This is a genomic window from Chromobacterium sphagni, assembly GCF_001855555.1.
GTDB lineage: Bacteria > Pseudomonadota > Gammaproteobacteria > Burkholderiales > Chromobacteriaceae > Chromobacterium > Chromobacterium sphagni.
Window position 1 is genome coordinate 368038 of sequence record NZ_MKCT01000001.1, and the last position, 14746, is coordinate 382783.

General features: G+C 65.0%; 15 protein-coding genes. 13 read left to right on the plus strand and 2 right to left on the minus strand.

Features of this window, described 5'->3' with window-relative positions; translation table 11 throughout:
- The first annotated feature begins 140 nt into the window (after positions 1–140).
- Positions 141–473, plus strand: coding sequence for a cupin domain-containing protein (locus BI344_RS01765; RefSeq protein ID WP_204377994.1), 333 nt, complete (start codon positions 141–143; stop codon positions 471–473).
- A 69-nt stretch (positions 474–542) separates the two neighbouring features.
- Here the strand turns inward: BI344_RS01765 and BI344_RS01770 are convergent, their stop codons facing one another.
- Entirely contained in the window at positions 543–731 is a 189-nt protein-coding gene (locus BI344_RS01770) for a YbdD/YjiX family protein (protein WP_071111249.1), read from the minus strand.
- Positions 724–2793, minus strand: a complete 2070-nt coding sequence (locus tag BI344_RS01775) for a carbon starvation CstA family protein (protein ID WP_071111250.1) — start codon at positions 2791–2793, stop codon at positions 724–726. The genes BI344_RS01770 and BI344_RS01775 overlap by 8 nt, the downstream gene beginning before the upstream one ends.
- Before the next feature lie 177 nt (positions 2794–2970).
- Here BI344_RS01775 and BI344_RS01780 point away from each other — a divergent pair, with 177 nt between their 5' ends.
- The 12 genes from BI344_RS01780 (at position 2971) to BI344_RS01835 (ending at position 14737) form a co-directional block, all read left to right on the plus strand.
- The gene (locus BI344_RS01780) at positions 2971–3687 is read left to right on the plus strand and encodes a winged helix-turn-helix domain-containing protein (RefSeq protein ID WP_071111251.1); all 717 of its coding nucleotides are present in this window, start codon (positions 2971–2973) and stop codon (positions 3685–3687) included.
- A gap of 3 nt (positions 3688–3690) precedes the next feature.
- A complete protein-coding gene (locus tag BI344_RS01785) occupies positions 3691–5043 on the plus strand; it encodes an ATP-binding protein (RefSeq protein ID WP_071111252.1) in 1353 nt (450 codons plus the stop codon).
- Between the two features lie 98 nt (positions 5044–5141).
- On the plus strand, positions 5142–5960 hold the full coding sequence (locus BI344_RS01790; protein ID WP_071111253.1) for an alpha/beta hydrolase: 819 nt from the start codon (positions 5142–5144) through the stop codon (positions 5958–5960).
- A 79-nt stretch (positions 5961–6039) separates the two neighbouring features.
- The gene (locus BI344_RS01795; RefSeq protein ID WP_206600312.1) at positions 6040–6507 is read left to right on the plus strand and encodes a porin family protein; all 468 of its coding nucleotides are present in this window, start codon (positions 6040–6042) and stop codon (positions 6505–6507) included.
- A 114-nt stretch (positions 6508–6621) separates the two neighbouring features.
- A complete protein-coding gene (gene hemF, locus BI344_RS01800) occupies positions 6622–7530 on the plus strand; it encodes an oxygen-dependent coproporphyrinogen oxidase (protein ID WP_071111255.1) in 909 nt (302 codons plus the stop codon).
- Positions 7531–7628: 98 nt separating this feature from the next.
- Positions 7629–9287, plus strand: a complete 1659-nt coding sequence (locus BI344_RS01805) for a glycosyltransferase family 39 protein (RefSeq protein WP_071111256.1) — start codon at positions 7629–7631, stop codon at positions 9285–9287.
- A gap of 67 nt (positions 9288–9354) precedes the next feature.
- On the plus strand, positions 9355–9726 hold the full coding sequence (locus tag BI344_RS01810; protein ID WP_071111257.1) for an SMR family transporter: 372 nt from the start codon (positions 9355–9357) through the stop codon (positions 9724–9726).
- 18 nt (positions 9727–9744) lie between these two features.
- Positions 9745–10869 carry a DegT/DnrJ/EryC1/StrS family aminotransferase gene (locus BI344_RS01815; RefSeq protein ID WP_071111258.1) on the plus strand — a complete coding sequence of 375 codons (1125 nt, stop codon included), beginning with the start codon at positions 9745–9747 and terminating at the stop codon, positions 10867–10869.
- A 5-nt stretch (positions 10870–10874) separates the two neighbouring features.
- Positions 10875–11822: a glycosyltransferase gene (locus tag BI344_RS01820; protein WP_071111259.1), complete on the plus strand. Its 948-nt coding sequence runs from the start codon at positions 10875–10877 to the stop codon at positions 11820–11822.
- On the plus strand, positions 11819–12742 hold the full coding sequence (locus BI344_RS01825) for a formyltransferase (protein WP_071111260.1): 924 nt from the start codon (positions 11819–11821) through the stop codon (positions 12740–12742). Before BI344_RS01820 ends, BI344_RS01825 begins: the two co-directional genes overlap by 4 nt.
- Before the next feature lie 43 nt (positions 12743–12785).
- The gene (locus BI344_RS01830) at positions 12786–13829 is read left to right on the plus strand and encodes a bifunctional UDP-4-keto-pentose/UDP-xylose synthase (RefSeq protein ID WP_071111261.1); all 1044 of its coding nucleotides are present in this window, start codon (positions 12786–12788) and stop codon (positions 13827–13829) included.
- Between the two features lie 362 nt (positions 13830–14191).
- A complete protein-coding gene (locus tag BI344_RS01835; RefSeq protein ID WP_071111262.1) occupies positions 14192–14737 on the plus strand; it encodes a GrpB family protein in 546 nt (181 codons plus the stop codon).
- Positions 14738–14746: the final 9 nt, after the last annotated feature.

Consider the following 14746-nt stretch of genomic DNA (forward strand, 5'->3'; position numbering starts at 1 on the left):
TTCGTCGACCAAGGAGAAAACCAATGAAATCGTCCCCCGTTCTTGCGCTGCGCCTCGCCGCCGCGCTATGGCTATGCGCTCCGCTGGCCCTGGCCGCCAAACCGCAGCCGACCGCGGGAGCGTAGCTGGTACGCGCCCAGGTGCTGCTCAAAAGCAGCGCCTCCTGGGATGGTAAGGCTTACGCCGCCTATCCTGCCGGCAAACCGGAACTCACCCTGCTCAGAATCACCATTCCGCCGCACACCAGCCTGCCTTGGCATACCCACCCCATGCCCAACGCCGCGTACGTGCTGTCCGGCTCCCTGGTCCTGGAGAGAAAAGCGGACGGTCTGACCAAGCATTTGCACGCTGGCGACACGCTGCCCGAAATGGTGGGGGAGGCGCATCGCGGCGTCACCGGCGATCAAGCGGTGGAGTTACTGGTTTTCTACGCCGGCACGCCCGGCATGGCGCTCAGCCATCAGGCCGATTGAGCCTGCCTCAAGAGAAAAGCCGCCCGGCATCGCCGGGCGGCTTTTCACATCGCCACTCCCGCGCTCAACTCAGCACGGGCACTTTTTCATCGACTTGCCGCCGTAGCGCTCGTCCTGGCAATAGCGGAAAAACGCTTCGCGGCTCATCACCTTGGCGTCCGGGTTGCAACGCCGCCGACTGAGCAAGTAGGCGTCATAATCCTTGACCCCCACCATCAGCCGCGCCGTTTTCACCCACGCCTGCCACCATTCAGCCATTGGCACCTCCCTCCTGCCGGTAGACTGCCGGCACTTCCTTGGCCGTCACCCATTTCACCGCCAACGACCTGCGAATCACCTGGATGCCGAACACCAGCATGGACAGCACCACCAGCATGAACATCGCCGTCAGCGTGGCGTCCACATAATCATTGAAGATGATCTGCTGCATTTGCGCCATGCTTTTCGCCGGCGCCAGCAGCTCGCCATTGGCCGCGGCGGCGACGAACTTGTCGGCGTGGGTGAGGAAGCTGATCTTGGGGCTGGGGTCGAACAACTTCTGCCATCCCGCCACCAGCGTGGCGATCAGCAGCCAGGCGGTGGGAACCGCGGTCACCCACACGTAGCGCGTCTTCTGCATCTTCACCAGCACCACGGTAGCCAGCATCAGCGCGATGCCGGCCAGCATCTGGTTGGCGATGCCGAACAGCGGCCACAGCGTGTTGATGCCGCCCAGCGGGTCGACCACGCCCTGGTACAGGAAGTAACCCCAGGCAGAAACAGCCAAGCCGGTGGCGACAAAGTTGGCCACCCACGACTCGGTATTGGCCATCGGCTTGACGAAGAAGCCGAGCAGATCCTGGATCATGAAGCGCAGCACCCGGGTGCCGGCGTCCACCGTGGTGAGGATGAACAGCGCCTCGAACAGGATGGCGAAGTGGTACCAGAACGCCATCATGGTCTTGCCGCCTATCACGCCGGACAGGATGTGCGCCATGCCCACCGCCAGCGTCGGCGCGCCGCCGGCGCGCGACAGGATGGTGTGCTCGCCGACATCCGTCGCCAGCTGGGTCAGCATGTCGGGCGTGACGACGAAGCCCCAGCCGGAAATCGCCTGGGCGGCATCGGCCGCGGTCTTGCCTATCAGCGCCGCCGGGCTGTTCATCGCGAAATAGACGCCCGGGTCCAGCACGCAGGCGGCGATCAGCGCCATGATGGCGACAAAGCTTTCCACCAGCATCGCGCCGTAGCCTATCAGCCGCGCCTGCTTTTCATTTTCTATCAGCTTGGGCGTGGTGCCCGACGCCACCAGCGCATGGAAGCCCGACACCGAGCCGCAGGCGATGGTGATGAACAGGAAGGGGAACAGGTTACCGGCGAACACCGGCCCGCTGCCGTCGACAAAGCGGGTGATCGACGGCATGTGCAGCTGCGGCGCCACGATCAGGATGCCGATTGCCAGGCCGACGATGGTGCCGATTTTCAGGAAGGTGGACAGGTAGTCGCGCGGCGCCAGCAGCAACCACACCGGCAGCACCGAGGCGATGAAGCCGTAGCCTATCAGCGCCCAGGCCAGCGTGGTGCCGGACAGCGTGAACAGCGGCGCCAGCGCGGGGCTCCTGGCCACGTCGCCGCCGTAGACAATGGCCAGCATCAACAGGATGAAGCCCAGCACCGACACCTCGCCGATCTTGCCCGGCCGGATGAAGCGGGTGTAGACGCCCATGAACAGCGCGATCGGAATGGTGCAGGCGATGGTGAACGTTCCCCACGGGCTGCCGGCCAGCGCTTTCACCACCACCAGCGCCAGCACCGCCAGCAGGATCACCATGATCATCAGCACGCCTACGGAGGCGATGACGCCGGGAATGTCGCCCAGCTCCTGGCGTATCATCTCGCCCAGCGACTTGCCGTCGCGGCGCATCGACAGGAACAGCACCATGAAGTCCTGCACCGCGCCGGCCAGCATCACGCCGACCAGTATCCACAGCGTGCCGGGTAGATAGCCCATCTGCGCGGCCAGCACCGGGCCCACCAGCGGGCCGGCGCCGGCGATGGCGGCGAAGTGGTGGCCGAACACCACCCATTTGTTGGTGGGCACGTAATCGAGCCCGTCGTTGAACTTCTCGGCCGGCGTCAGCCGGCGCGCGTCCAGCTCCAGCACCTTGTCGGCGATGAAGCGGCTGTAGAAGCGGTAGGCGATGGCATACACTGACAAGGCCGCCACCACCAGCCATACCGCATTGATCGTCTCGCCCCGGTTCAGCGCCATCATGGCGAAGGCGGTAGCCCCCGCCAGCGCCACCAGCAGCCAGACGACACACTGCTTGAGTTGTTGCATAAGGAAGTTCCTGTTCTCTATCTCCCCCAGCTCACTTGATCGGCAGCCCATCTGCCGGTCTGCATCCGGGTGTGGTCTACATTATTGATTCTGTCGGCATGGGCGGTGAAACACAAGCCTGTCAGCCATTCAGCCGCGTGTTACTATTTTTGCCCGATGAATCGGAATACGTACGCAATGGCACAACACATTCTCATCGTGGAAGACGATGCCAGGCTGGCCGAGCTGATCGCCGCCTACCTGACCAAGCACGGCTACCAAGTCAGCCTGCACGGCCGCGGCGACACCGCGCCGGCGGCCATCCTGGACAGCCGGCCCGACCTGGTGGTGCTGGACGTGATGCTGCCGGGCAAGGAAGGCTTCGATGTCTGCCGCGACGTGCGCCCGCACTACAGCGGCCGCATCCTGATGATGACCGCGCGCGACGAGGACGTTGACGAGATACTGGGCCTGGAGCTGGGCGCCGACGACTACCTGGCCAAGCCGGTGGAGCCGCGCCGTCTGCTGGCGCGCATCCGCGCGCTGCTACGCCGCAACAGCAGCGGCGGGCGCCAGGACGGCAGCGGCGTCCAAACCGAAAGCGACGGCATCATCTTCGGCCAGTTCAGCATCAGCCAGGGCACGCGCGAGGCGCTGCTGGGCGACGAGCAGATCGAGCTGACCACAGCCGAATTCGACCTGTTATGGCTGCTGGCCACCCACGCCGGCCAGGTGCTGTCGCGCGACGACATCATGAGCGAGCTGCGCGGCATAGGCTTCGACGGACTGGACCGCTCGATTGACGCCCGCATCTCGCGGCTGCGCCGCAAGCTGGGCGACAACCCCGATGCGCCGGCGCGGATCAAGACCGTGCGCGGCAAGGGTTACCTGTTCTCGCGCAGCGACTGGGAATAAAAGATGCCGTCGAAGACTATGCGCGGCTGGTTCAAACCGTCGCTGGGCACGCTGTTCGCCCGCTACTTCCTGGCCACCATGCTGGTGCAGCTGTTGATCATCATCGGCTTCGGCTTCCTGGTGACCAAGCTGTACGAGAAAAGCGACCAGGTCAGCAAGCTCGAATTCATGAACGGCACCATCTCGCTGCTGCGCGACCGCCTGCAGGCGCAGCCGCAGCAGAACTGGGACGCCCAACTGGCAGCCATCGCCCGCAGCTTCAGCTATCCGCTGAAGCTGGTCGATCAGTTGCCGACCGAACTGGAGCGCGACGCCCGCCCGCTGCTGCGGCAAGGCAAACCCTATCTGGACGGCGACAACCAGCTGCTGTACGCGCCGATGCCCGCCAGCAAGCGCTTGCTGGCGCTGGGGCCGCTGGACGTGCAGTCCAGCGACAGCAACTGGATCAGCGAAGACATAGAGGTGCTGCTGATCTGGATGCTGCTGTCCGGCAGCACGCTGGGCACCCTGCTCTACTTCAGCCTGCAGCCGTTGTGGAAAGACCTGCTGGAAGTGCGCCGCACCGCCGAGGTGTTCGCCGAGGGCGATTTCAGCGCCCGCGCCCGCACCGCCAAAAGCCGGCTGTTCGCGCCGCTGCCGCTGGCCTTCAACAGCATGGCCTCGCGGCTGGAGCGGCAACTGGAGACGCGACAGGCGCTGTCGCACGCCATCGCCCATGAAATCCGCACCCCGATCGCCCGGCTGCGCTTCGGCCTGACCATGCTGGAGGAGGAGGAAGATGCGGCCGAATGGCAGCGCTACCGCGACGGCATGGAGCGCGACCTGCAGGAGCTGGAAGAGCTGATCAGCACCAGCATGGAGTTCGCCAAGCTCAAGCGCAGCGAAGTCCCGCTGCACCTGGAAACCATAGACCTGTTCGACTGGTTCGACGACCTGATCGACCTGGTCACCCCGCTGAAGCCGCCGGGCCTGGAGCTGACGCTGGACTGCGCGCGCGAAGACGGCGCCTTCGACCGCAAACTGATGTACATCGCCACCCGCAACCTGCTGCTCAACGCTTTCAAATATGCGCACCGGCAAGTGCGGATGCAGGTCTATCACCAGGGATCGCAGCTGATCATCGAAGTGGACGACGACGGCTGCGGCATCCCCGAGGAAGACCGCGAGAAGGTCTTCGAGCCCTTCCTCAGGCTGGACCGCAGCCGCGACCGCGCCACCGGCGGCCACGGCCTGGGCCTGTCCTTCGTCCGGCTGATCGCCGAACACCATCTGGGCCACGCCAGCGCCGGGGCCAGCAAGCTGGGCGGCGCCCGTTTCCGCATGATCATTGCGCAACCGGATGCACGCCAGCAATAAGTCACTCACCGTCACAAAGCGCCGACAGGAAGCCAACAGACCCTTGTCGTCGCCTTGCGGATAATGCAGGCTATCAACACATTAAGGATTATTGCGAAATGGTTTCCTCACGACCGGCGGCACTGCTGGTGCATGGCCTGGGTGGTACCGCCTACGATCTGGGCGCACTAGGCCGCACACTAGAAGATGCCGATATTGTCACCCACTCCCCGGTTCTGCCCGGCCATGGTGGCAGTCCGGAAGATTTGCTCGGCGTAGGCTGGGAAGAGTGGGTGGAAAGCATTCGCAATGAATACCGCGCGCTGAAGGCCAAGCACAAGGTGGTGCATCTGGCCGGCGTGTGCCTGGGCGGACTGGTGGCGCTGGAAGTGGCTCGCCGCGAAAAGCATCAGGACCGGCTGGCGCTGTACGCGCCGCCGATGTTCCTGGACGGCTGGAGCCTGCCCAAGCTAACCTGGCTGCGACACGCGGTCTACCATGTACCGGGTCTGGCCAAGAAGATGCGCGTGCCGGAAGTGTCGCCGTTCGGCATCAAGAACGCCCGCATCCGCAAAGCCATCCAGCAGCGCTTCGAGCGCGGCGACCGATTCCACTACGCCTACATTCCACTGATGTGCATCCGCGAAGTGGACCGCCTGCGCCGCCAACTGATGCCGCGCCTGGCGGAAATCACCTGTCCGACGCTGATCGTCCACGCCGACGAGGACGACATCACCAGCCCGCGCTCCGCCCACTATCTGATGCAATACCTGGGCGGCCCGGTGGACTTCATGCCGCTGTCCAACAGCTACCATATGGTGATGGTGGACAACGAGCGCGCCGAAGTGCTGCAGCGCAGCCTCAAGTTCTTCAACAGCCACGCCCGCCCGCAAAGCGCGGAACAGCCTTATGGCTGGACAGCCTTCGCCGCCGCCTGAACGGTTTTCTCCCCGCCGCGCGCGCCCGCCTGCCATCCGCAGGCGGTTTTGCTTTCCGCCCTCCCAGATCCCCAGTCGCATGCCAGATCAGTCGGCGATACCGAAGGTACCCAGTTGCAAAACAACAGGGCTGGCGGCACCCGTTGGGAAATTGGCGCCGGCTACCGCATCAACTCCCAATCTGGCAACTGAACTGTCCTACGCCGACTTCGGCAAGATGCAGGGCGGCATTCCCTCCGATGAAGGCACGATCACTCGGTTGCTGTCTCTGCGCGCCGAGCGCTTGGCTGTACTCGGCATCATTCCGGTGTCGGACAACCTGGAAGTGTGTGGCAAGCTCAGCCTCAAGGGCAACGGCCTAGAGGGCCCGAATACCAGTAACGCCAAAGCCGGCGTCGGCTTCGGCGCCAGCTACGCCATCGACAAGAATCTGCCCATGCGCGGCGAATACGAATACATCGCCGCCCGCTACCAGGCAGGAGACGATGCCGGTCTGAAAACCAACGGCATCAATCGGTTCAAGGCCGGCCTCAGCTACCTCTTCTAAGCCGCCGCCTTCTCTGACTCAGCCCGCTTCGGCGGGCTTTGCCTTTTTCAGCTGCCAAACAGCCTACCGCGGTCTGGTACAATCGAGGTTTTGCTACCCGCCTGGACCCCACGCATGAGCCACCCGCACAGCGACGCCGTAAAAGCCTTCCTGCTGGACCTGCAAGACCGCATCTGCGCCGCGCTGGAGCAAAGCGACGGCAAGGCCCGCTTCGTCGAGGACGCATGGCAGCGCGAAGCTGGCGGCGGCGGCCGCAGCCGGGTGCTGACCGAGGGCGCGGTGTTCGAGCAGGCCGGCGTCAACTTCTCCCACGTCCACGGCGAGGCGCTGCCGGCGTCCGCCAGCGCGCACCGGCCGGAGCTGGCCGGCCGCCGCTTCGAGGCGATGGGAGTATCGCTGGTGATCCACCCGACCAATCCGCACATCCCCACCAGCCACGCCAATGTGCGTTTCTTCATCGCCGAAAAAGACGGCGAGGCGCCGGTATGGTGGTTCGGCGGCGGCTTCGACCTGACGCCCTACTACCCGGTGGCGGAAGACGCGGTGCACTGGCACACGGTGGCGCGCGACCTGTGCGCGCCGTTCGGCGCCGAGGTCTACCCGCAGTACAAGAAATGGTGCGACGAGTATTTCTTCCTCAAGCACAGGGGCGAAGCGCGCGGCATAGGCGGCCTGTTCTTCGATGACCTCAACGCCTGGGGCTTTGAGCGGAGCTTCGCCTTCATGCAGGCGGTGGGCGACGGCTACCTCGACGCCTACCTGCCCATCGTGGCAAAGCGCCGCGATACCGCCTGGGGCCAGCGCGAGCGCCAGTTCCAGCTCTACCGCCGCGGCCGCTACGTGGAGTTCAACCTGGTGTGGGACCGCGGCACCCTGTTCGGCCTGCAGTCCGGCGGCCGCACCGAATCCATCCTGATGTCGATGCCGCCGCTGGCGCGCTGGGAGTACGGCTACCAGCCGGAAGCCGGCAGCCCGGAAGACAAGCTGTACACCGACTTCCTGCCGGCCCGCGACTGGCTGTGAGCCGGCTCCGGTTACAAAGCGCCAACGTACAGCGCCGGCCAGATCGGTTATGCTAGCCAGTTGGCTTGAACCAACAACTCTCACCGCCCAAATTTCCGATGCGCACATCCTCCGGCTCCGCCACCGCCCTGCCACGGGCCCTGGAACCCGCCCTGTGGCTGCTGTTCGCCCTGGTCTGGTTCGGCTCGCTCGGCTACCGCGGCCTGATCCACGCCGATGAAGGCCGCTACGCGACGATCTCGCTGTTCATGCTGCACAGCGGCGACTGGATCACCCCGCGCCTGAACGGCCTCTTGTATTTCGAGAAGCCCATCCTGCAATACTGGATGGGGGCGGCAAGCTTCGCCGCCTTCGGCGTCAACGATTTCGCCGCCCGCTTCTGGCCCGGCCTCACCGGCTTCCTCACCGTGGCGCTCACCGCCTTCACCGCTCGCCGGCTATGGGGCGTGGAAACCGGCCGCTACGCCGCGCTGGCCGCCGGCAGCTGCGCCTGGATCGTCGCCAACAGCCATTTCCTGTCGCTGGACATGGGCGTCAGCTTTTTCCTCGCCGCCGCGCTGTGCGGCTTCCTGCTGGCGCAACGCGACGGCGCCAGCCCGCGCGACGCCCGCAACTGGATGTGGCTCACCTGGGCGGCGATGGCCGGCGCCACGCTCAGCAAGGGCCTGATCGGCCTGCTGATTCCCGGCGCCACCCTGGTGCTGTACAGCCTGCTCAACTGGCAATGGGCGTTCTGGAAACGCATGCACTGGCTCAGCGGCCTGGCTCTGTTCTTCGCGCTCACCGCGCCGTGGTTCGTGCTGGTTTCAGAGCGCAATCCGACCTTCGCCCACTTCTTCTTCATCCGCGAACACTTCGAGCGCTTTCTCACCACCGAGCACAAGCGCACCGGCGCGCCCTGGTATTTCGTGCCCTATCTGCTGATAGGCCTGCTGCCGTGGACCACGCTGCTGCCGCGCATCGTCAAGGAAGGCTGGGCCGACCGCGCCGCCGGCCTGCGCGTCGGCCGGCTGCTGCTGATCTGGAGCGTGTTCATCTTCGCCTTCTTCAGCAAGTCCAGCTCCAAGCTGCCGTCCTACATCCTGCCGCTGTTCCCGGCGCTGGCGCTGCTGCTGGCCCACAGCTTCACCCGGATGGCGCCGGCGGCGCTGAAAAAACACCTGCTGCTGCCGGCGCTGCTGTGGCTGGCGCTGCTGGCGGCCTGGCCCTTCGTCGGCCGCTTCGCCAGCGTCGATTCGCCGCTGGAGGTGCTGCAGCCGTTCGCGCATTTCATCGCCGCCGGCGCCGCCGTGTTCCTGCTGGGCGCGGCCTATGCCTGGTTCGCGCTCTCGCGCGGCAAAATGCTGGCCGCGGTGGCCGCGCTGTCTTTCGCCAGCCTCGCCGCCGTCACCCTGGCCGCCTGCGGCCACGACAGCTATGGCCGCCTGAAGGGCAGCAAGGAGATCGTCGCGCAGATCCAGCCCTATCTGACGCCGGACAGCGCGGTATTCTCCGTCCGCTATTACGATCAGACCTTCCCGTATTACGTGGGCCGGCCGGTGACGCTGGTGGATTTCGTCGACGAGTTCGAGTTCGGCGAAGGCCAGGAACCGCAGCGCTGGCTGCCGCGGCTGGCGCAGTTCCCCGCGCGCTGGCTGGCGGCGCCCAGGGCGGTGGCGATGCTGACCGACGACACCTACCAGCTGCTGAAACGCCAGGGGCTGCCGATGAAGGTGATCTACCAGGACACGCGCCGCATGGTGGTGGCCAAGCCCTAGAACACTCCCGAAGGGAGAGGGAAATGTCCCGCGCCGCCTGCGCGCGGGCGAAATTGGAAATGGATGCATGAAGCTGATTGAATTCGGATTGATACTGTTCGGCGTGCTGCTCAACGCCGCCGCGCAGCTGTGCTTGAAGGCCGGGGTGCGCCAGATCGGCCACTTCGATTTTTCCGCCGCCAACGCGCTGCCGATAGGCTGGTCGCTGGCCACCAACCTGCCCATCATCGGCGGCCTGTCCTGCTACGCGGTCAGCGTGGTGGTTTGGATCATGGCGCTGTCGCGGGTGGAGGTCAGCGTCGCCTACCCGATGCTGTCGATCGGCTACGTGGTCAACGCCATGCTGGCATACTGGATGTTCGGCGAGGCCCTCACCGCGCAGAAGCTGATCGGCATCGCCGTCATCATCGTCGGCGTAGTGCTGGTGGCGCGCAGCTGATTTTTGCAAGGACCTGTGATGGATTTTCTGCCGTTTACCCGTCCCCACATCGATGAGGACACCATCGCCGCCGTCGGCGACGTGCTGCGCTCCGGCTGGATCACCACCGGCCCCCGCTGCCAGCAGCTGGAAGCCGAATTGTCCGCCTTTTGCGGCGGCCGCCCGGTGCGGCTGGTATCGTCCGCCACCGCCGCGCTGGAAATGGCGCTGCTGGTGGCCGGCGTCGGCCCCGGCGACGAGGTGATCACCTGCCCGCTGAGCTGGGTGGCCACCGCCAATGTGATCCTGAAAGTGGGCGCCACCCCGGTGTTCGTAGACGCCGACCCGGCCACCCGCAACCTCGACCTGGACAAAGTGGAAGCCGCGATCACGCCGCGCACCCGCGCGCTGATCCCGGTGGACCTGGCCGGCCTGCCGGTGGACCGCGAGCGGTTATACGCCATCGCCGGCAAGCACGGCCTGCGGGTGGTGGAAGACGCCGCCCAGTCCATGGGCGCCAGCTGGAAAGGCAAGAACATAGGCAACGGCGGCGACCTGGTGTCGTTCAGCTTCCACGCCAACAAGAACATGACCAGCGGCGAAGGCGGCTGCCTGGTGCTGAACAACGCCGACGAGGCGCGGCTGTTCGAAAAGCTGCGGCTGCAGGGCGTCACCCGCCTGCCAGACGGCACCATGGACGTCGACGTGCTGGGCGGCAAGGCCAATATGACCGACATCGCCGCCACCATCGGCCTGGGACAGCTAAAGCAGCTGGCCGGCTTCAACGCCCGCCGCCGCCAGCTGGCCCAGCTATACTTCCAGCATTTCGACCGCGAGCTGGGCTGCGATCTGCCGCCGGCCGACTTTGAACAATCCAACTGGCACATGTTCCAGCCGCTGCTGCCGCTGGAGCGGATGAGCGTGGACCGCGGCGAATTCATCGCCCGTATGAAGGCGCAGGGAATAGGCGTGGGCGTGCACTACCCGGCAATGCACCTGTTCACCCTGTTCCGCCAGCGCGGCCACCGCGAAGGCGAGTTCCCGGTCGCCGAGGACATCGGACAGCGCACCGTCACCTTGCCGCTATTCCCTGCGATGCGCGACGAGGACGTGCTCCGCGTCTGCAAAACCGTCAGCGCCGTGCTGCGTCCTGTTTTAAGCTGAGACTCATGAATACAAGCATCCATCTTTCCGTTGTCATCCCGGTCTACAACGAACAGGACGTGCTGCAGGCGCTGTTCGACCGGCTGTATCCGGCGCTGGACGCGCTGAACATCGGCTACGAGATCGTGTTCATCAACGACGGCAGCCGCGACAAGAGCGTGGCCATGCTGTCGGAACAGTTCAAGCTCCGCCCCGACGTCACCCGCGTGGTACTGTTCAACGGCAACTTCGGCCAGCACCGCGCCATCCTGGCCGGCTTCGAGCACAGCCGCGGCGAGCGGGTGGTGACGCTGGACGCCGACCTGCAAAACCCGCCGGAAGACATCAAGCTGCTGCTGGATGAAATGGACAAGGGCCACGACTACGTCGGCTCCATCCGCCGCCAGCGCAACGACAGCCTGTGGCGCCACGTCGCCAGCCGGGCGATGAACCATCTGCGCGAGAAGCTCACCCGCATCAAGATGACCGACCAGGGCTGCATGATGCGCGCCTACAGCCGCCGCATCATCGACACCATCAACCAGTGCAACGAGCTGCACACCTTCATCCCGGCGCTGGCCTACCAGTTCGCGCAGAACCCCACCGAGGTGACCGTAGGCCACGAAGAGCGCTTCGCCGGCGAGTCCAAGTACTCGCTGTACAGCCTGATCCGGCTGAACTTCGACCTGATGACCGGTTTTTCGCTGGTGCCGCTGCAGCTGTTCTCGCTATTGGGCATGCTGATCTCGGCCGGCTCCGGCCTGCTGGTGGCCTATATGGTATTGCGCCGGCTGATCATAGGCCCGGAAGAAGGCGGCCTGTTCACGCTATTCGCCATCGCCTTCTTCCTGATCGGCATCGCGCTGTTCGGCATCGGCCTGCTGGGCGAGTACATCGGCCGCATCTACCAGGAAGTGCGCGCCCGCCCGCGCTACGTGATCCAGGCGGTGCTGGAAAAAAAGGACCTGCGATGAGCCGCGCCGTCGTCTTCGCCTACCACAACGTCGGCGTTCGCTGCCTGAAGGCGCTGATCGGCCGCGGCGTGGACGTGGCGCTGGTGGTGACCCACCAGGACAACCCCAACGAAAACATCTGGTTCCAGAGCGTGGCGCAAACCGCGCGCGACTACGGCATCCCGGCGATCACCCCGGACAACCCCAACGCGCCGGACGTGGTGGAACAGGTCAAGGCCTGCCAGGCCGACTTCCTGTTCTCCTTCTACTACCGCCACATGCTCAAAGCGCCGCTGCTGGAAGCGGTGAATCGCGGGGCCTACAATATGCACGGCTCGCTGCTGCCCAAGTACCGCGGCAGGGTGCCGATCAACTGGGCGGTGATCCACGGCGAAACCGAAACCGGCGCCACCCTGCACCAGATGAACGTCAAGCCGGACAGCGGCCCCGTCGTCGACCAGATGGCGGTGCCCATCCTGCCGGACGACAGCGCCGACGAAGTGTTCGCCAAGGTGACGGTGGCGGCGGAGATGGTGCTGTGGCGCAGCCTGCCCGGCCTGATCGCCGGCGCCGCACCGCATGTCCAGCAAGACCTGAGCCAGGGCGCCTACTTCGGCGGCCGCAAGCCGGAAGACGGCCGCATCGACGCCCGGGCCGGCGCGGCGCAACTACACAATTTCGTGCGCGCGCTGACCCTTCCCTTCCCCGGCGCCTTCGCCGACACCCGCGCCGGCCGCCTGCTATTGTGGAAGACCTTGCAGGCCGGTCGGACCACTCCGGCCGCCGCCGCCGAGCTCTACCTAGAAGCCGGCCGGCTGTGGCTGCGCGCCGCCGACGGCGGACGCCTGGCGGTGCTGCAGGCCGAACTGGCCGGGCAAGCGCTCGGCGCCGAAAACTTTGCCGCGCTTGCCGGCGGCGACGCGCTGCCGCTGAGCCTTTAAACAAAATTTGATTATTCCGCCTGCGGGCGAGTGAGGACATCCAATGAAAAAAGTACTGATCCTGGGCGTGAACGGCTTCATCGGCCACCACCTGACCAAACGCATCATCGAGACCACCGACTGGCACATCTACGGCATGGACATGCACGATGACCGCGTGGCCGAATGGAAAGACCACCCGCGCTTCCATTTCTTCGAAGGCGACATCACCATCAACAAGGAATGGATCGAGTACCACGTCAAAAAATGCGACGTGGTGCTGCCGCTGGTGGCCATCGCCACCCCGTCCACCTACGTCAACAACCCGCTGCGTGTGTTCGAGCTGGACTTCGAGGCCAACCTGCCCATCGTCCGCCAATGCGTAGAGTACAAGAAACATCTGGTGTTCCCGTCCACCTCGGAAGTCTACGGCATGTGCCACGACGACGAGTTCGACCCGGAAAACTCCGAGCTGATCTGCGGCCCGATCAACAAGCCGCGCTGGATCTACTCCTGCTCCAAACAGCTGATGGACCGCGTCATCCACGCCTACGGCATGGAACAGGGCCTGAACTACACCCTGTTCCGCCCGTTCAACTGGATAGGCGGCGGCCTGGACAACATCAACACGCCAAAGGAAGGCTCCAGCCGCGTGATCACCCAGTTCCTGGGCCATATCGTCCGCGGCGAAACCATCAAGCTGGTTGACGGCGGCCACCAGAAGCGCGCCTTCACCTATGTGGACGACGGCATCGCCGCGCTGATGAAGATCATCGAAAACAAGGACGGCAAGGCCTCCGGCCAGATCTACAACATCGGCAACCCGGCCAACAACTACTCGATCCGCGAGCTGTCGCAAATGATGGTGGACCTGGCCCGCGTCTATCCGGAATACCAGCTCAACGCCGACAAGGTGAAAGTGGAGGAAACCACTTCCGGCGCCTACTACGGCAAGGGCTACCAGGACGTGCAGAACCGCGTGCCCAAGATCAGCAACACCATGGCCGATCTGGACTGGAAGCCGACCGTGACCATGGCCGACGCCTTGCGCGGCATCTACGACTACTACCGCGACCAGGTGGCCGCCAGCCGCGACCTGTCGGTGTAATCTGTCCGAAGAAACCTCTCCGCTCATGCTGTGCGCCGCATAGCGAGCGGCTGATCGGCAGCCGTCCCATCCCCCTTCGGCCCGTGCCGGTGGAACAGTCTTGGGCCAGGAGCCTTTAAGCCGCCGTTTTTTTGATCGGCGGCGCCTGGCACAAGACTGTTCCGCCGGGGTTTCTCGGGCCGCGGGGGTCGCCTGGGATCGCAAAGGGGCTGGCGAGACAGCTCCTTTGCCCGTGCTGGCGGGCGGAACCGCCGTGAAAATCATCGTCCGCGCTGCGGACTCCATCGCTTTGCGCCATCGAATGCAAAACCGTTTGCCCTAGAGAAATGATATCCTCGCTTTGAAGGATGCTCCCATTTCACATGCCCGACATCATCTTTCTCGCCCCCTATTCCCCAGCCTGGCCTGCGCGCTTCCAGACCGAACGCCGGCGTCTCCTGTCGGCTCTAGCCCCGCTGGCCGACGCCTGCCGGATCGAGCACATAGGCAGCACCGCCGTGCCCGGCCTCGCCGCCAAACCCATCATCGACATCATGCTGGGCCTGCCGGCACTAGCAGGCATCAAGCCCCGCATCCCAGCATTGCTCGCGGCGGGTTTTCACCATCAGCCACAGATGGCCGCCGCCATGCCGGACCGGCATTACTTCACCCGTCCCGCCCAACCGCCGCGCCAGGTCCACTTGCACGCAGTGGCGCTGGACAGCGCCTTCTGGCGCGACAAGCTGGCCTTTCCCGACGCCTTGCGCGCCGATGGCCATCTCGCCGCCGAATACGAGGCATTGAAGCGGAAACTGGCGCAAAGCATGGGCGGACACCGCGCCGCCTACACCGACGCCAAGAGCGCGTTTATCGCCTCCGTGTTGGCGATGACAGCCGGAAAACCGCACGGCAAGCCCGCAACACGGTAAACTCGCCAG